The following is an 18,644-nucleotide window of genomic DNA, read 5'->3' as shown; positions in this document are numbered from 1 at the left end:
CTAGCTCCTCAGCTCGGCGGCGAGTGCCTCCACCACGGTGCGCTCGTCCTGGATGAAGCGGCGCTCGGCGTCCTTCTGCTCGGCGACGGCGCGTGCGTAGGCCTCGGTGAGGCGGCGCTGGTGGGCCTGCACCTCCTCCAGCAGCTTGTTGCGCGAGGGCCGCTCCGCCGTCGCGTTCACCCACGAGTCACGGGCGCTCTTCTCCAGGTCGTCGCGGAGCACCGGATCAAGGGCCTCGAAGGCCTCGAAGGCACGCGCGCGGTCCGGCGCCAGCTTGTTCTTCGTGCCGGCGAAGCTCCAGTGGTAGCCCTCCTCGTCGCGCGAGATGCCGCCGAACAGGGCGCACAGGGTGAAGGCGCGCAGGCGGGAGTCGCGGGCCTCGCGGGTGGACTGGGCGGCGCGCTCGGCGGCGCGGCGCTCGTCGGCCCGCTTCTGCTCCACCGGATCCAGATCCGGCAGACCCGGCTGGGACTCCCAGGCGGCCTCGATGTGCAGCGGGTAGCTGCGGTTCTTGTCGTCGCGCACGCGCTTGTAGCCGGCGTACAGCTCGGACTGGACGTTCTTGAACCAGTACACGGGCACGCCGAGCAGCGCGCGGTAGAGCACCAGCGAGTCCCGCTCCTCCCAGCCCGTCACGCGGTTGGAGCCGGACACCACGCCCTTGAGGATGCTCCACAGCGAGCCCTCCTCGTCACTGGCGTACTTGTCGTGCAGCCCGGCGTAGAAGACGTCCGCGGGCGTCACCGTGGGATCGTCCCGGCGCGTGGCGTCGACGTGGGCCAGGAGCACGCACTCGTCGGACAGGCGCTTGAGCCGGTCCTCGATGCCGCGGCGCACCTCGGTGGCGGACACGGCGCGCAGCTCCTCCTCCAGCTTGCCCTTGCGGCGCAGCTCCTCGAGGTCCTTCCCGGCCTTGTGCAGGGCGATGTAGCGCTGCTCCAGGTCGAGCCCCGTGGCCAGGTCGAGCCCCATCTCCTCCATCACCCGGCCGTAGACCTGGAGGGCCTGGGTCTCCAGCTTGCCGCGCACGTGCTGGACGATCTCGTTGGCGTCACGGGCGCGGAGCTGGCCGCTGGGGTCTCTCACCGGGGTGAAGGCCTCGGTGACGGCGTCGAAGATGTCGGCCGCGCGGAAGTTGGCGTCGCTGTCGAGCTTGTGGGCGTAGAACTCCTTCCACAGCCGCTCGCGGCGCCGGTCATCGCGGAGCACCTCGGCGTCCAGGTAGTACTGGGCCACGTCCGAGCCCGCGTCCACGGCGGCCGGATCCTTGCGGAAACGCTCGGCCTGGGACTCGGAGTCACGAGCGCGCTCGTCGGCCACCTGGGCCACCTTGCGGAAGGACTCCAGCCGGGCCTCGGCGTCCTTGCGCAGCTCGCTCTCGAAGGACTTCCAGAAGAAGCGCTTGATCTCGTCGCGGAACTCGTTGGCCCAGCTCTCCACCTTGGCCACGGAGCGCAGCTTCGCGGTGGCGAAGGCCTTGTTGTCGCGGTCCGTGAGGCTCTGCAGGAAACCGGGGTTGGCCTGCCGGGCCATCTCCGCGTCGAGCCGGGCAATCTCCTGGCGCAGCTCCGGGCTGTCCAGGTCGGGCGGAGAACCGTCGGCCTTGAGGTAGGCGCCCTCCTCCGGGTCCTTGAAGGGGACGATGAAGGACTGCTCCAGCAGGCGGATGAGGAAGAGCCGCTGGGAGATGGGGTTGACCTCGTACTCCTTGAAGAAGGACTCGAAGAAGCGGCCGGTGCGCACGTCGCCGCGCTGGGCCTCCAGGTATTCGCCGCACACGCGGGCGCGCGACTCGTCCTTGGCCCGGCGCAGCACCGCGATGGCGCGGCTCAACGACGGGTTGCCCGGGTTGATGGACTGCTTCTCCACGTCGGGGATGTCGATCTGCTCGTCCAGCTTCCCGAAGATGGCCTCGAGCTTCTCGCGGAAGGCCTCGGCGAGGTTCTTCCCGCCCTTACCGATCTGCTGCTGGATTCCGTAGAACTGGCCCTTCTCGTCGCGGCGCTCCTCCTCGCCCGCGCGGAAGGCGACGTAGCCCTTGAACTTCTCGTCGATGCGGCGGTTCTTCTCGTTGGGCTCCAGCCGCTGGAAGGCCGGGTCGCCGTAGGGCACCTGGAAGTCCGGGTGGTCCGCGCCGAAGCAGAGGAACTGCCGGAAGGCGCTCGCCACGTAGCGCAGGCCCGCGTACTTGAGGAGGTCACGGCGGGGCAGTTGCAGCAGCGCGGTGCCGAACGAGCCGTAGTGCACGGAGAAGTGGCCCAGGGCGAGCTTCTTCTGGTGCTTCTCGTAGTTGTCGTACTCGCCGGCCTGCGCGCCGAGCAGCGGCGAGAAGATCTGCAGGTAGCAGGCGTCGGCCACCGCGTTCTCGTACTTCTCGATGGAGAGCTGGTCGGGCCGGTCGATGAGGTAGGTGAGCGTGAAGGGCCGCTCGGCGACGGTCTGGCGGCTGCGGTCCTGGGTGCCCGGGTCGTAGTGGAACTCGAGCTCGCTCACGCCGCCCGCGTAGTCGAGCTGGCGGTTGAGGTACTCCAGTTCCTTGAGGGCGGCATAGCCGTTGGCGAGGATGTCCGGGTGGAGCTGGGGCTTCACCTTGTCGAGGAAGGCGGTGGGCAGGGTGAGCACACCGACCACGTTGGGCCGGCCCCAGCCCGCGTCGAGCACCATGCGGCGCAGCAGGTAGGCCATGGGCAGGAAGCCGCCCGAGCCCGTGCCGCCAGCGACCGAGCCATAGAGCATCACCCGGACGACGCGGTTCTCGTTGTCGCGCCAGGGGTTCTCACGGCGGGTGGACTCATCGAGCAGCTTCTGGAGGGCCTTGCGGATGCCGCGCCGGTCCTCCTCGAGGTTGTAGTAGAGGCGCAGGCGGCTCTCCATGCGGATCTGCCCGGCGCCGGCGCCCTGGGTGGAGCGGAACTGGTAGCTGGAGGGGACCCACTGGGTGACGAGCGGATCCTCCTGGAGCTCACGCTGGCCGCGCTTGCGCTCGATATAGGCGCGCGCATCGAAGGCGGAGACGAGGAAGCGGTTCTCCACCGGGACGTCCTTGAGCTTGTCCAGGTCGTCCTTGTTGGTGTCGATGGCCACGAAGTGGGTCATCGACTTGATGCGCTCCCAGTTGGGATGACGGCGCAACCGGCCGGCGAGCAGTTGGACGATCTTCCCGCCGTTACCACCGAGACCCACGAACAAGGTCGGGTTGAACTTCTCCGTCGCGAGCAGCCCCAAGGCTCCCCCTCCGATTCAGCTCCACTTCATGTAGAGATTGCCAATCCGATATAGCACGTTGGGCGTGTACCCGAGGGCCAGCTCCTCGGCCGGAACGGGCTCCCACTTCCCGGTCCTCTGCACCTTGCGCTCGAGGCCCGCGGCGGTGACGAAACGCGTGGAGCCACCGGGCCCCGCTTCGAGTACGAGCACGGCCGCACGCGGAGCACGGACGAAGTCACCTCCCGCGTTCAGGCACATTCGAGCGTTGCGATAGAAGCCGCGCCGGCCTCCCGGTGTCTCGTTCAGCACGAGCGCCGAGGCGCGCTTGAGCCCCAGCTCCGAGCCGGCCACGTAGACGCTGGCCGCCGGGTCGAAGTTGTTCGGCCGGACGAAGCCCATGACCACCCAGCCGAAGAAAAGCATCCCTCCAGCCAGGGCGAGCCAGGGCCACCAGCAGCGCAGCCAGCCCGTCTCGCCCACCTTCGCGCGCGTCGGAACGAGCACGGCAGCGCCCGCGTAGTGCGGGTGGGTCGCGGCGAAGCGCACCCCGAGCCCTGGCGGAGCCAATTGGCCGCAGCAGCCCTCGGCGGCGAAACACACCTGGTACTTGAGAGGCTGTCCCTTGCGGCCATTGCCCAGATCCGCCTCCGAGCCCGCCACGGGAGAACAGGAGAGCACACCGCCCTCCACGCTCCCCTCAGAGACGCAGGTGATGGGGATGCGGTCCGCGTTGGTGGAGCGGGACAGGTCCACCGTGGAGCATCGCTGTGTCTCACGACGCTCGCCCCGCCACTCGCCGAGGTCGAGCGAGGCCGGGTCCGGCACCAGGGCGAAGTCGATGAAGCCCTCCACCTGCACGGTCCGGCGCGCGGACTGCTCCATCCACGCGTTGCGGAACGTCACCCGCACGGGCGTCGCGGCGCCGTCCACCGAGGGCTGTGAAGGCGTCCAGTCCGCCACGAAGCGCCCTCCCCCGGCGTGGCGCAGGGGCACCTCCTGGCCTTCGAGGGTGGCCACGGCCGTGAAGCCGTCGGCCTGGAAGAAGGTCTCGTCGTCGAAGGTCTTCCCACGGAAGAGCAGCCGCGCGTCGAGTTGCACCGGCTCGCCCACCCGCGCGGTGGACGGCACGGCCAGGGAGGCCTCGAGGTCATAGCGGAGGATGAGACCGTAATCGATGGGACCCGAGCCCCGAGGCAGAGACAGCGTCCACTGGCTGCGCTGGTCCGGCGAGTTGGGCGCGCGGAAGACCTGATAGTGGCGGTGCGGCGGCTGGCACAGCCTGGGCGCGCCCGAATAGCGGATGCCGGGCGGGCAGCCGTTGTTACCAGAGGCCTGGGACGGAACGTCGCCCTGGGGACCGTCCAGCTTCGCGGTATACGCGGGCCCGGGAGAGGCGGACGCGGTGGCCACCAGCACCTCCACCACGTACTTGCCCACCTCGAACGTCTTCGACTCTCCGGAAGACAGCGAGCCCGTCTCCGGCCGCGAGCCCAGCACTCGGGCATAGCCTCGTGTGAAGGCGCCAATCACCTCGCGCGGCGTCTGGACGAAGACGAGATCCTGCGGGTTGCGCGCCAGCGGCTGGAGGAACTGCTCGCCCGTCTGACGGACCTCGTCGCTACCGAACAGGCCGATGACCAGCGTCTCGAAGTCCGCCGATTCGGAGAGTCCCAGGGCGCGAGGACCCTCGGCGGGGTCTCGGAGGTCTTCGGGAATGCCATCGGTGAAGAAGAGGAACAGCCGGTTCTGGAGCGCCGAGCCCCGCAGCCGGTTGCCCGCCTCTTCCAGCGGGCGGCGGAAGTAGGTGCCATTGGAGTACGGCAGCGCGCGGATGTCGTCCGCGCTCTGGGCCGGGCGGGGCGGGGCCTCCTTGCCATCGCCGAAGGCCAGCACGCTGACCCGGTCGGCCGAACCACGCGCCAGCCCCTCGACGACGAGTGTGCCGAGCACCGCGGCGCGCTCGGGGTCATTGGGCGGAACCCGGCGGCCTGTCGTCTGGTCCCGAGCCTCCACGCCCATGGAGCACGAGTTGTCGAGGATGAGGACGATCTCGTTGCCACTGCCAGCCGCGCTGGTGAGGAGCAGGGGCAGGACGAGCTGCGCGAGCATCATCTTAGAGCTCCACCTTGAAGTACGTGCCCCCGGCCCGGTACAGCACCGAGGGGGAAGGAACGTGCCCCTGAGCGAGGTCGGCCACCGGCTCCCACTTGAGGGTGCGGCGGTCCTGCTGCTCCAGGGGACCCATGCCCGTCAGCACCACGCCAGCACCCCGGGTGGCGCGCAGGAGGATGACCGCGTTCCGGGTGCGGCCGTTCACCTCGCCATCGCCGTGCAATCCCAACCGGGCGTCACGGTAGAAGCCGGGGCTGCTGCCGGGACAGTCCCGCAGGAGGATGGCGGAGGATTGACGGATGCCGCGCTCGCTCCCGGCCACGCGGATGGACGCACCGGACGGGAAGCGCGCGGGCTGCGTGAAACCCGCGAGGAGGACTCCGAAGCCGAGCAGCCCCAGGGAGGACCACACCCAAGCGCCATGACAGCCGAGGAAGCCGCGGCCCTCGACCTTCCAGCGCAGGCGCACCGTCTTCTCCTGGGCCTTGAACTCGGAGGTGAGCGGCACCACGCGCAGCACGGCCGAGTCCGGTGACACCTCTCCGGCACACCGGGGCACCTCGAGGCAGATGTCGAGCGAGCGCGCCCTCGGGTCCGACACCGTGAGCGTCAGCCCCTCGCCACCAGACGCGGGCACCAGAGCCGGCCACTCCGTCCCTCCCGCCGCGTTGACGAAGGGAGTCACGGGCCGCGCCTGGCACCCGTCGAGCCCCTCGGCACGGAGGAGGAAGCCTTGCTCCTCGACGGCCTGGGATTGGCTGAAGTCCAGCTCGTGGCAGGTCCGCTCCACGGAGGTGCCCGCGTTGACGGTGCCGAAGTCCAGCTCCGCCGGCAGCTCCAGTTTCAATTGGGGGCGCACCCGCACCTCCTGCGTAGGCAGGGAGACGAGCCCCCGAGGCGTCTCGAACACGAGCGACCAGCTCGCGGACTTGGGCTTGTCGTAGGTCACGACGAACGCGTACCGGTCGTCCACACGAGTCGGCCCGCGGTAGCGCTCCTCCCCGTTGTCCACCATGCGGGCCACCACCTGGGGGTCCGTCAGGAGCGCGTCCACCCGTTGCCGCCCGGGCCCTGGCTCCGGCCGTCGCAGTTTCATCACGACGGAGCACGGGAGCCCGACGTAGCAGGTGGACGGCATTTCGGAGGTGTCCAGGCCCAACCCGAGGTCACTCACCGTGACGGTCACTTCACCGGCGGCGGGACACACCACACGGTCCCCCATGCGCCCTCCCGCGCTGATCCGTACCTCGCGAGGCTGGGGGGAAGCGGGTGGCGTCCAGGCCGCCGAGAGGTCCTTGTCCGCGGCGAGATTCAGCTCCGGCGCCCCCTCCACCTGCAGGGTGAACGAGAGAGCAAGCCCTGGAGGCGGAGCCGTCACGGGCACCTGCCCCGCGGCGTCGAAGAGTGCCGCGCGCAGCGGCGTGGATTGTCCAGAGACGAGTGACTCGCTCACCCCCGGCTGGACGATGCGAGCCCGGAAGCCGCAGACCTCCACCTTCAGTTCCTGGGCCTCGGAGGCCGCGGCGCGAAGCGTCTCCCCCTGGGCGAGCGGAGGCATGTCGGGAACGAACTCGATGCGGGCGGATGCGGTGGGCGGAAGGATGAAGTCGGCCACCACCGTGCCATCAGGCTGTACGGTCCCACGGTACTCGGTGCTCTTCCCGCTGGCGTCCACGACGCGGAAGAGTCCTCCGGAAATCCGGCGCAACAGGCCCGTGTCGTCGCGAACGGCCCCCACCACGGAGAGCTTGTCCCCTGCGGTATAGGGGCCAGGGGTGATGCGCTCCACCCGGGCTTCGAGCTGCACCGGAGGAGGCGGCGGAGGAGGCACAACAGGCTTGCCATCGATGACGTGGGCAAGCAGCTCACCGGACCGGTGGCTCTCGCCCAGGCGGGCGCAGTCGTACTCGTCGATCGACTGGTAGCGGGGATTCCGGGCGAGGAACACCGTCTCACAGGTGTCGTCCACCTCGTCGTAGCAGAGGGAGCACTCCTTGCCGTCGAAGACGTAGATGTGATCGTGCCAGCGCGGGTGCAGCGCCCGGATGGCGGGCTGGTCGCACGCGGCCACCACGTTCGGCGGAAACCCATCGTACCCGCCGACGCAGTAGGTCTCCGCGGCCCGGGCGGGAGCGGCTCGCAGCAGCAGCGAGACCACGGCGAGCAGCACCGGGAGCGCACGGTGCATCACTTGCCCTCGGCCTGCCCGGAATTGTCGGGCGGCGTCTTGCTGGAGGCCCTCAGTCCCAGACCAATGCCCAAACCCAGGGCCACGAGGCCCGTCGCGAGCAACCACCACAGGGGAACACGGCGCCCGGTGCGCCCCGCCTGTACGGGCGTATCCGGGCTCGCGGGCACCACCGGAGCGAGGGGCTCCACCTTGAGGGGCTCGGGAAGCCGCGTGGCGCGCTCCTCGGGCTCGGGCCGCACCGGGGACACCGGCGCGAGCATCGGCATCCCATCCGGGAGCGTCTCCCGCCGAGACGCCCGCGGGCCATTCGCCACGCGCGGCACCTCGGGCTGGCCCACCACGAGCAGGATGACCGAGATGTTGTCGGTTCCCCCGCGCTCGTTGGCGGTATGGATGAGCCGCTCCACCGCCTCCTGGTAGTCGCGGCCCTCGATGAGCGGATACAGCTCGTGGTCCTCGATGAGGTCGTACAGCCCATCGCTGCACAGCAGCACCACGTCGCCGGACCGCAGCTCCAGCGGGTCCGTCCACACCTCGGGCTTGAAGATCTTCTGGACGCCCGGGCTTCCTCCCAGCGCCATCACGAGCACGTGCGCCTCGGGATGGTGCCGGGCCTCCTCGGCCGTGAGGATGCCCTGGCTGACCATCTGGGCGACGCGTGTGTGGTCTCGCGTGCGCTCGATCGGCGCGCCGTCCCGGAACTGATAGAGGCGGCTGTCGCCCACCCACCCCACATAGCAGCGCGAGCCCAGCACCCAGGCGGCGACCCCCGTGGTCCCCATGCCCTCCGCGCCCCGGGTGCTCACGGCGTCGAGGACGGCCTGGTTGGCCTCGACGAACGCCTGGTAGAGGGCGCGGGGCGGGTTGTCGGGCGAGCTGGCGGCGATGACCTCGACGATGCGATCGCTGGCCACCTGGCTGGCCACCTCACCGGCCTCGTGCCCGCCCATGCCGTCACAAACGAGGAGCAGCCGGGAACCATCCGGATGGGCGGCCACACGGAAGGAGTCCTCGTTCTGCGCGCGCTGGCGGCCGACATCGGAATTTCCGTGGATGTAGAGCGGGAGGCTCATTCGTCATCTCCTCTCGCGGGTGAGTAGAGGGTCCGGGACTTCGGCCGGGGGGCTTCCGCGGGCTGTGGAGCGGCGGGCGCGGACGGAGGCGCCTCGACGAGGGGTGCACCGGCCGGGGCAGGCTCCGCAGCCGGCTGGAGTCCAGGCTGCTCCAGGGTGAGCTCCAGGTGCTGCGACAGGAGGATGCGCTGGCCGGGTTTCACCTGGACGCGCTCGCCCGGGTTGAGGCGGCGCCCGTCCACGAAGGTGCCGTTGGTGGAGTTCTCGTCCTTGATGAAGACATTGCCCGCCTTGAAGAGTTGCACGGTCGCGTGATGGCCGCTGAGCTGCGGCAGCTCGATGACGAGGTCCATCTCTCCCGGCCGGGCGCCGATGGTGAACGAGGACTTGTGCACCCGGTAGAAGGGCTCGAGTCCGGCGGGACCCCGGGTCACCACCAGCCGGGTCTCCGGCAGGGTGGCGAACGGATCCTTCCACACCGCCGGAGCGGCTGGAGGCGGCTCGGCCTGCATTGGAGGAGCGGGAGGCGGCGCGGCCACGGGCGGAGCTACCTGGGGAGCGGGAGCGGGCTCCGAGCGGCGCCGGGTGAGTATCGCGATGATCGTGAGCAGCAGGATCAGCCCCAGAGCGAGGAGCAGCGCGATCAGCCACCAGGGAAACGCTCGCGACGCCTGCTCGACCCCGGGCGTCCCCGAGCCACCCGGTTGCGTCGTCGCTCCGGGCGCACCCGCCGCTGTACCCGGCTGGGGCGTGCCGCCAGGAGTCCCCGTCATGCCCCCGGGTTGCGTCGCCATTCCAGGGCTGCCGGTCGCCGACCCCGGCTGCGTCGAGGCCCCAGGGTTGCCCGCTGCCGTGGTGCCAGGTCGCGAGGCGGACCCGGAGGTGCCCTTCCCCGGAGTACCGGGCCTGGACGCCGTCCCCGGATGCACCGGAGAGGAGCCCGTGGCGACCGTACTGGGGCAGGCGGCCGTCGCACCGCCCTCGGCGCTCTGACGGAAGGAGACGGCATCGCTCCACGCAACGGGAGCACTGCCCGAAAGCGCCTCGATGGAGAGCCGGTCCGAGCGCTGTCCGGGCTTCACGCCACAGAAGGCCACGTCCAGCCAGTAGATGTGCTCCAACGCGCTCACGAGCCCGGTGAGCGCCTGCCGGGCATCGACGTCCCCCTCCTGGATGTAGCGGCCTCCGGAGCCCTCGGCGAGCTGGGACATCTCATCGAGCCGCTGGGCGATGCCCTTGCCGCTGCCCCTGCCACTGAAGACGACCAGGTGGATGCGCACGCCCCGCTCGCGTGCCTCGCTCGCGAGGTCCTTCACCTTGAGCGCGGCCGACTCCTCACCGGCATCCGTGAAGACGATGACCTCGCGCGAGCCCCCCCGGGTGAGCGGTTGCTCGCGCGCGGCCTCGCGCACGGCATCGCGGATGTAGAACTTGAGCCGGGTGACGAGCTGATGGGTGCCGAGCTGCTGGACCTTGTCCAGGCAGGCCTCGAGTCTGGCGGCGGTGGTCTCCTCGCAGTGGGTGGTCTTGCCCTGCCCGAAGGTCATGACCGCCACGGTGTGGTTCCGGGGCCGGGCGCCGAGCGCGTCCACGTAGGCCCTGGCGAGCTCGAAGGCGCGTGGCCAATAGGTGGAGAAGGACCTGGACTGGTCGAAGGCGAGGACCGTGTAGCGGCCCTCCCCGGAGTCGGCCATGCGGCGCACCGCCGTCACCTGGGCGCCGGCCTGCTCCACGGCGATGCGGAAGCGATCCGGCGAGGCCCCGGCCGACCGGAGCTCCTTCTGGAGGGCGGCGTCCCTGACCTCGACCTGGAGCCGGGTCTTCCCCTGGGCCGCGGGCGGAGCCGTGAGCACGGTGAGTCCATTGTCCGCGGCGGATGCGGGCGCACCCAGGAGGAGCGCGGTGAGCAACCCCGCGGTCACGACGACTGTGCGATGCATGGGCATCCCCCCTCTGAACCAGGTCACGGGGAGCGGCGGGCCAGCAGCTGCTCGGGGACGATGACGAGCACGAGCGTCGTCCCGCCGAGGGTGATCACCGCGTGGTTCTGCAGGATGACCTGCTCGCCATGGACGACGGAGCCGTTGACGACGGAGCCGTTGCTGGAGACGTCGATGAACGAGGCGTCCTCGGCGCGGATGAACAGGAAGGCGTGCTGGCCGCTCACGCGCCCGTCGTCCACGACCACATCGCACTCGGGGTTGCGCCCGAGCACGTTGCGCCCGGCGCGAAGCGGGTGGACACGTCCTGGATCCGTGGGACCGCGGTACTCGAAGAGCGCGCCCCGGATGAGCCCCACGGCGGAGCCCTCGTTGGCGGTCTCCACGAGGGTCCGGGCCTTGGGGCGGGGAGGCGGCTCGGCGGCCGGCGGAGGCGGCGCGACGGCTGGCGGAGGAGCGGCCGGCCGGGAAGGCGGGATGGACGCGGCGGCGAAGGGGTCGCGCGGATCGAAGGTGGGCCGGGGAGGCGGAGGATTGGCGAAGAAGTCCGCGCCCCGGGGGGCGGGCGGAGGCGGGGGAGCCGCGGGATCCGGCTCGAAGACGGTGCGCCGTTTCTGATGCGGGTTGGCCGGCTGGGGCGGCTGAGGCGCGGGAGCGCTCTGGGCGGCCGGAGCGTGACTGGGAGGTGTCAGGTCGAAGCCGCACATGTCGCAGTAGGCGGCACCGGCATCATTCTCGTTCTGGCAGGAAGGACAGCGCATGAGGGGCGTATCCGACTCTAGGGCACGCTCTGGAGGAAACTCCAGCCGGACGGGCCCCAGGTCCCTACGAACGAGGCGGGAAAGGATTGCGGTCCCCTGCCCCGTCTCAGTCCACCGGCCCCCGGGCGTTGATGTACCAACCCTTGGGGTTGATGGGCACGCTGGCCGTCTGGCCCGGGGGAATCTCCCGGAGCTTCCGGACGGTGAGCGCCCAGTCCTGTTCGGAGCCATAGGCACGCAGCTTGCGGCGGTGCCACGAGAGCACGATGACCGACACGCACAGTGCCAGGGCGAGCACGGGCCGCCAGCGCACGGGGCCGAGGGACTGCAAGGCGACCAGCCAGAGCAGCAGCCCCACGGGCGTCCCGCTCCAGGAGTGCCGATCTCCGAAGGCGTGGACGCTGTGGATGAGCCAGAACGAGGGCTCCGCCTCGCTTCCGGGCCGCACGAACCAGGTGAGCGGCAACATCCCCCAGAGACACAGCGCGGCCGCGCCCAGCAGCAACACCGAGGCTCTACGCTCGGAGCGCAGCCTCCATATCAGCAGCGCGAGCAGCAGCGCGGAGACGGCGAGGAACAGGCCCGGGGTCTCATGCAGCCACATGATGGCCTTGTCCCCGGCCAGGGGGTGGACGAGGAACCGGGTGGAGAAGACGTAGATCGCGGCGAGCACGAAGTGGAGGGGCTCGGCGCGCTCCACAGGCTTGAACATGCCGGCGATCACCTGCTGGCGCCACATCACGGAGTTGATCACCGCCCAGCCGAGGATGATGGCGAGCGCGAGCCACTCGGCGTGCTGCGCACGGGGTTCGTCGCCGCGCCGCCAGCGAAGGAAGGCGCGCAGGGCGAACACCGGCGTGAGAACCACCATCTCGCCCGCGGTCGAGCCGATGACGAGCAACAACCCCAGTTCCCAGGCCCGCAGGGGGACGGACAGGTCCTTGAGGCTCAACAGTACGGCGGCGAGGAAGACGGCGGAATGGAGGTTGGCGAGATTGCCCGCGATCTCCATCAACCCGGGAAGGAAGCAGAACGCCACGGCGCCCAGTACGCGCACCGCGTCATGGGGGATGAGCGCCCGCATACAGGTCCGCGCGAGCAGGGACGCCGAGGCCGCGTAGCAGGCCAGGCTGGAGACGGTGACGAGCGATGCGAAGGCTTCCAGGGGGAAGCGCACGAAGGTGGCGGCGAGCAGCCGGGGGAGTACGTGGAAGTAGCCGGCGTACTGGTGAAAGGTGGCGCGGAAGCCATGCGCGAGCGCATCGGAGAAGAAGAGGGATCCGTCCTCCGCCCAGAGGTGCGCGAACAGAAGCCGGCCTCGGCACCGGAGCAGGAGCACCCCGAAGCAGAGAACGAAGGCCAGCACGGGAAGCTGCCGGGGTCCCGGTTTCATGCGCGGGCACCCTAGATCCCAGCAGGAGAGGTGACAACGTACACCCTTCGTCCGGGCTTCTACTCTGGGTTGGCGAAACCACATGCGACGAGCAGCGCACGTTCGACTTCCGGCCATCGCGCCCGAGGCAGGGTGGTGATCACCGGGCCGAGGCGTGAGCGCTGTGCCAAGCTCACATGATCGAAGTTCAAAGCACAGGCCGTCGGCATTCCGTCATCCTCCGCCAGGGTTTGTCCGGCGCCGCGAACGTATACCAGCGGACCTCACTGCGGAGCATCGAACTCCTCCCATCCCTCCGCTTCCCAGGCCAGCGGCTCTTGCTGCGAAGAGAACTCGTCCAAGGACGGCGGAGCCACCTTGTAGGCCTCCGCATCTGAAGAACCACCCTGCGCGGCGGCGCGAAGCGCAAGCTTCGCGAGACGTACCTGCTCGTCATGCGGGAGTTTCTGTACGAGCGGCCAGAGATCCTGGGCAGTGAGAGTCTGGCTCATGCAAGCACCATTTCCTTCCAATGTGGGACATCGACTCCCTGAATGGCAAGGATACACGAGGAACAGCCGAGCATCCGCCGCCTCACCGCCCCCGTGCCACCTTCCGGGCGGGCTCCTCCGCGGAGAACACGGACTTGAGCACCCGGCCCGTGGCCGTCTTCATCCGCGCCACCTCCTGCGGCGTCCCTTCCGCCACGATGCTCCCGCCCGCCTCGCCGCCCTCGGGTCCCAGCTCCACCACGTGATCCGCCGAGGCGATGACGCTCGGGTGGTGCTCGATGACCACCAGCGTGTCTCCCCGGTCCACCAGCCGGCGCAGGAAGGCGATCAGCTTCGATACGTCCCCCAGGTGCAGACCCGTGGTGGGCTCGTCGAGCACGTACAGCGTGGGCTCGTGGCGCGTGGAAGCAGTCAGCTCCGCGGCCAGCTTCAGCCGCTGGGCCTCGCCGCCCGACAGCGTATTGGATCCCTGCCCCAGCTGCAGATAACCCACGCCCAGATCCGACAGGCACGACAGTGGCGCGGCCACCTTCGGCAGCGCGTGGAAGACGTCCTTGGCCTCGTCCGCCGACAGGCGCAGCGCATCACCGATGGTCAGCCCGTGGTAACGCACCTCCAGCGTGGCCGCATCGAAGCGCGCCCCACCACAGGCCTCGCACGGGGTGACGACATCCGGGAGGAAGGACATCTCGTGAGAGATGGCCCCCTGCCCTTCACATGCCGTACACCGGCCTCCGGACGCGGTGTTGAACGAGAACCGCGCGGGAGTGAAGCCACGCACCTTCGCCTCGGGAGTGGCGGCGAAGGCCCGGCGCAGCTCGTCCCAGAGACCCAGGAAGGTGGCCGGCACCGAGCGCGGCGTACGCCCGATGGGCGACTGGTCCACGGCCAGCACGCGGCGGATGGCCTCCACGCCCGTGAGGGACTTGAAGGGCCCCGGGCGCGTCGTCACCAGCCCGAGCTTCTCGCGCAGGGCCGGGTACAGCACCTGGCGCACCAGGGTGCTCTTCCCGGAGCCCGACACGCCCGACACCACCGAGAGCCGGCCCACGGGGATGCGCAGGTCCGCGCCCTTCAGGTTGTTGGCCCGAGCCCCCTTCAACTCGATCCACTTCTCCGGCTCACCCCGGGGCGGTCCCGCCAACACCGCGGGCTCACGGAGCGCACGAGCCGTGGGAGCGTCCTCGGTCTGCAGCACCTTCTCGGGCGAGCCCTCGGCGAGGATGCGTCCGCCGCCACGGCCGCCCGTGGGCCCCAGCTCGATGAGGTGGTCCGCCGCGCGGATGGTGTCCGTGTCGTGCTCCACCACCAAGACGGTGGAGCCGGTCTCCACCAGCGCACGCAGGTTGGACAGCAGCCGGTGCGTGTCGCGCGGGTGCAGACCGATGGTGGGCTCGTCCAGCACGTACATCGCGCCGGTGAGGCCCGCGCCGAGCTGCGCGGACAGCCTCAGCCGCTGCATCTCGCCACCCGAGAGCGTGGACGCGTTCCGGTCCAGCGACAGGTAGCCCAGCCCCACGCGGTCCAGGAACTCCATGCGCCGCAGCAGCTCCTGACGGGACGGCTCGCCGAGCAGCGCCCGGTCTCCCTTGAACTTCCACCCGCGCACCTGCTCCAACGTGGCGGTGACGGACTGCTGCACCACCTCGTGGTAGCGCGAGCCCTCCAGCTTCACGGCGCGCGGCACCGGCTCCAGGCGCGAGCCCTCGCAGGTGCGGCACGACTCCGTGCGTCCCTCCGCCAGGGCCTCCGCGCCGCCCTCCACGCCCGTGCCCTCGCAGTCCACGCACCGGCCCTGCTTCGTATTGAAGGAAAACCAGCGCGGGTCCATCTCCGGCACGGAGAAGCCGCAGACGGGGCAGGTGCGCTCGCTGGACAGGAGCGTCTCCTTGTTGCCGCTGCTGCGCACCTTCAGCGCGCCCTTGCCCCAGGTGAGGGCCTTGTCGAACACCTCGCGCGGCAGCTTCGCCAGCTTGCCCTGGTACATGACGAGGTCGATGTCGTGCTCGCGCGACTTCACGAGCTGCGGCGGCTGGTCCGTGGAGACCACCTTCCCGTCGGCGATGGCGGTCTCGATGCCCGCGCGCGCCGCGGCGGTGAAGACATCCAGGTACGTGCCCTTGCGCGCACGCACCGCGGGGGCGAGCACGGTGCCGTCCCCCTTCATCCCGGTGAGCTGCGCGTAGAGGGCCTCGGGCGTGGTGGCGGCGATGGGCTCACCATCCCGGGGGCAGTGCGGCTGGCCCAGCTTGGCGAAGAGGAGGCGCAGGTAGTGGGCCACCTCGGTGACGGTGGCCACGGTGCTGGTGGCACCCGCTCGCGAGGTGCGCTGCTCCAGCGCCACCGAGGGAGGAATGCTGCTGATGCGCTCCACGTCCGGGCGCGGCATGGTGGGGAGGAACTGGCGCGCGTACGGCGTCAGCGTCTCCAGGAAGCGCCGCTGGCCCTCGGCGAACACCACGTCGAAGACGAGCGAGCTCTTGCCCGAGCCGCTCGGCCCCGTCACCACCGTCATCTTCCCCAGCGGAATCCGGCAGGACACCTCCTGCAGGTTGTGCTCGCGCGCGTGCTCCACCTCGATGGCGGGAGGCACCTCGGCGGCACCCTTGCCGCGCTTCCCGGGCACCACCGCCGTGCTCAATTCCCCGCGCAGCGCCGCCGCGGTGAGGCCCTGCCCCCGGGCGAGCTGCTCCGGGGTGCCCTCGGCCACCAGGCGCCCACCATTGCGGCCACCACCGGGACCCAGGTCGATGATCCAGTCCGCGCCCCGCATCACGACGAGGTCATGGTCCACCACGATGACGCTCGCGCCACGCTCCACCAGCTCGTGCAGCGCGGCGAGCACCTGACGCACGTCCGCGTCGTGCAGGCCGGCGCTCGGCTCGTCGATGAGGAAGAGCGAGCCCTTCGCCTCACTGGCCAGGGCCCGCGCCAGCTTGAGGCGCTGGGCCTCGCCACCGGACAGGGTGGACAGGGGCTGGCCAAGGGGCAGGTACCCCAGGCCCAGCCGGGACACGGGCCCCAGCGCGCGCACCAGCGCCTTGTCACCGGCGAAGCGCTCCAGCACCTCGTCCACGGTCAGCTCGAGCACGTCCGCCACGGAGAGGCCCTGGTGCCGGACGGCCAGCACCTCCTCCTTGAAGCGCCGGCCCCGGCACACCGGGCACAGCAGGGAGACGTCCGCGAGGAACTGCATCTCCACCGTCTCGTAGCCCTCGCCCGAGCAGGCCTCGCAGCGACCCTTGTCCACGTTGAAGGAGAAGTGCGCCGAGGTGAGGCCACGCACCTCGGCCTCGGGCTCGGAGGAGAAGCGATCCCGGATCCGATCCCACGCCTTGGTGTACGTGGCCGCGTTGCCTCGCGAGGTGCGCCCCAGCGGAGACTGGTCCACGAAGGTGACGCGCTCCACCGCCTCCAGGCCGTCCACGCCGTCGGCCTCGCCGGGCACCTCCACGTCCTTCTCGCCCAGGGCGCGTCCGAGGTGGCGGTACAGCACCTCGTCCATCAGGGTGCTCTTCCCCGAGCCGCTCGGTCCGGTGATGGCGCACAGCACGCCCAGCGGCACGCGCACGAAGACACCCTGGAGGTTGTGGGCCCGGGCGTTGCGCACCACGATCTCGCCGGTGCGCTCGCGCGGCGTGCGCTTCACGTCCTCGGTGCCCGCCAGCAGCCGGCCCGTGGGCAGATCCGCGCGCTTCGCCAGCACCTGCGGCGTCCCGTCGAAGCACAGCTTCCCACCGTGCTTGCCGGCCCCGGGCCCCAGCTCCAACACGCGGTGGGCGGAGCGGATGACGAGCGGGTCATGCTCGATGACGAGGGCGATGTTGCCCCGGGTGGCCAGCTCGGCCATGGCACCGGTGAGGGGTCCCACGTCGGCCGGGTGCAGGCCCACGGTGGGCTCGTCGAGGACGAAGAGCGCCCCCGTCAGCGACGTCCCCAGCGCCGCGGTGAGGGACACACGCTGTGCCTCACCGCCGGACAGCGTGCGCGCGGGCCGGTCCAGCGTGAGGTAGCCCAGGCCCACCCGTTCCAGATAACCCAGGCGGCCGGCCAGCTCGCGGCGCACCAGCTCGCCCTGGCCGGTGTGCGTCCGCAGGGCGTCCAGGCGCTCGCGGGCCTCGGACAGCTCCAGCCCGTGCCACGCGGCCAGATCCAGCCCGCCCACGCGCCAGGCCCGCGCGGACTCGTTGAGACGCGCGCCCTTGCAGCTCTCGCACAGCGAATAGGCGCGGTAGCGCGAGAGCAGCACGCGCACGTGCATCTTGTACGTGCGGCTCTCCATCCAGCGGAACCACGCGCGCACGCCTGGATAGACACGGCCGCCGTCGTAGTCACCCTCCCCTTCCAGCACCCGCTCCCGCTGCGCGGGGGTGAGCCGCTCCCAGGGCACGTCCAGCGGAATCCCGTGCTCGCGCGCGTAGCGGAACAGCATCTTCCGCTCCCACTCGGACGTCTTGCCCGACCAGGGACGGATGGCCCCCTTCTCCAGGCTCAGCGTCGGGTTGGGCACCACCTTGTCCCAGTCGATGCCAATGGTGCGGCCGAAGCCCCGGCACGTGGGGCAGGCGCCGGTGGGCGACTGGTAGCTGAAGAGGCCAGGCCGGGCCTGCTCGAACTCACGCGAGCACCTGGGGCACACCAGGCCCCGGCGGATGCGCCGGACGCCCGAGGGTGTGAAAGCCACCGCCTCGCCATTGCCCATCGCCCACGCCGACTCCAGCGCCGCCGTCACCCGGCTCAGCTGCGACCCGGCCAGCTTCAACCGGTCCACCACCACGTGCGCCACGCCGGCGGAGTCGGTGGCCTCGGAGGGCCGCAGCGACTCCAACTCCCGCACCTCTCCCTGCACCACCAGCCGGTGGTAGCCCTCCTTCAACAACCGCGCGCGCACGTCGAGGAACTCGGCGGTGTCCGCGATGCGCACGGGGAAGGCCACCACGGCGAGCACCTCGGGCTCGGCGGCGAGGGTGGCCCGCGCCGCCACGCCCGCGTCCGTGCGCACCGCCTCGACCTCACACGTGGGGCACACCGGCATGGCCTCACGGGTGAAGAGCGCGGACAGGTACGCCTCCACGTCGGCCAGGGTGGCCACGGTGGAGCGCGAGCTCTTCACCGGCGCGCGCCGGTCCACCGCCACGCCCGCCGCCACGGGCTCCAGGTTGTCCATCGGGGGCCGCTCCAGCCGCTCGAGGAACTGCCGGGCATACGGGCTGAAGCTCTCGACGAAGCGGCGCTGGCCCTCGGCATACAGGGTGTCCAGCGCGAGGCTGGACTTGCCGGAGCCGGACACGCCGGTGAGGCACACCAGCTCTCCCTCGGCGAGGTCCACCGACAGGGACTGGAGGTTGTGGGTCCGGGCTCCAACGAGGTGCGTCTTGTGCATGGGAGGCGCTGATTTAACGGCGGAAGTCGGGCCCGCCAACGGAATCCGTCACGTGGTGCGGGGCAGTCTGGCCACCTGCCCTTTTCCGTCCTG

The 18,644-nt window shown here is 70.5% G+C and carries 9 protein-coding genes; all 9 read right to left on the bottom strand.

Going from position 1 to position 18,644, the window contains the following annotated elements; genetic code table 11:
* A complete protein-coding gene (locus NR810_RS18160; protein WP_257453991.1) occupies positions 1-3,225 on the bottom strand; it encodes a tubulin-like doman-containing protein in 3,225 nt (1,074 codons plus the stop codon).
* A 15-nt stretch (positions 3,226-3,240) separates the two neighbouring features.
* Positions 3,241-5,319 (bottom strand): vWA domain-containing protein, encoded by a 2,079-nt coding sequence (locus tag NR810_RS18155; protein WP_257453989.1) that lies wholly within the window; start codon positions 5,317-5,319, stop codon positions 3,241-3,243.
* A gap of 1 nt (position 5,320) precedes the next feature.
* A complete protein-coding gene (locus NR810_RS18150) occupies positions 5,321-7,507 on the bottom strand; it encodes a hypothetical protein (RefSeq protein ID WP_257453987.1) in 2,187 nt (728 codons plus the stop codon).
* On the bottom strand, positions 7,507-8,583 hold the full coding sequence (locus tag NR810_RS18145) for a PP2C family protein-serine/threonine phosphatase (RefSeq protein ID WP_257453985.1): 1,077 nt from the start codon (positions 8,581-8,583) through the stop codon (positions 7,507-7,509). The genes NR810_RS18150 and NR810_RS18145 overlap by 1 nt, the downstream gene beginning before the upstream one ends.
* A complete protein-coding gene (locus NR810_RS18140; RefSeq protein ID WP_257453983.1) occupies positions 8,580-10,523 on the bottom strand; it encodes an FHA domain-containing protein in 1,944 nt (647 codons plus the stop codon). The genes NR810_RS18145 and NR810_RS18140 overlap by 4 nt, the downstream gene beginning before the upstream one ends.
* Positions 10,524-10,546: 23 nt before the next feature.
* Positions 10,547-11,284 (bottom strand): FHA domain-containing protein, encoded by a 738-nt coding sequence (locus NR810_RS18135; RefSeq protein WP_257453981.1) that lies wholly within the window; start codon positions 11,282-11,284, stop codon positions 10,547-10,549.
* Between the two features lie 106 nt (positions 11,285-11,390).
* A complete protein-coding gene (locus NR810_RS18130; protein ID WP_257453979.1) occupies positions 11,391-12,677 on the bottom strand; it encodes a hypothetical protein in 1,287 nt (428 codons plus the stop codon).
* 263 nt (positions 12,678-12,940) lie between these two features.
* Positions 12,941-13,168, bottom strand: coding sequence for a hypothetical protein (locus tag NR810_RS18125; protein WP_257453978.1), 228 nt, complete (start codon positions 13,166-13,168; stop codon positions 12,941-12,943).
* Between the two features lie 82 nt (positions 13,169-13,250).
* Positions 13,251-18,551, bottom strand: coding sequence for an excinuclease ABC subunit UvrA (uvrA, locus tag NR810_RS18120; protein ID WP_257453977.1), 5,301 nt, complete (start codon positions 18,549-18,551; stop codon positions 13,251-13,253).
* Positions 18,552-18,644: the final 93 nt, after the last annotated feature.

This window comes from Archangium lipolyticum (genome assembly GCF_024623785.1).
In the GTDB taxonomy this organism is placed as follows: Bacteria; Myxococcota; Myxococcia; order Myxococcales; family Myxococcaceae; genus Archangium; species Archangium lipolyticum.
This window is presented reverse-complemented; position numbering and strand designations above follow the sequence as displayed.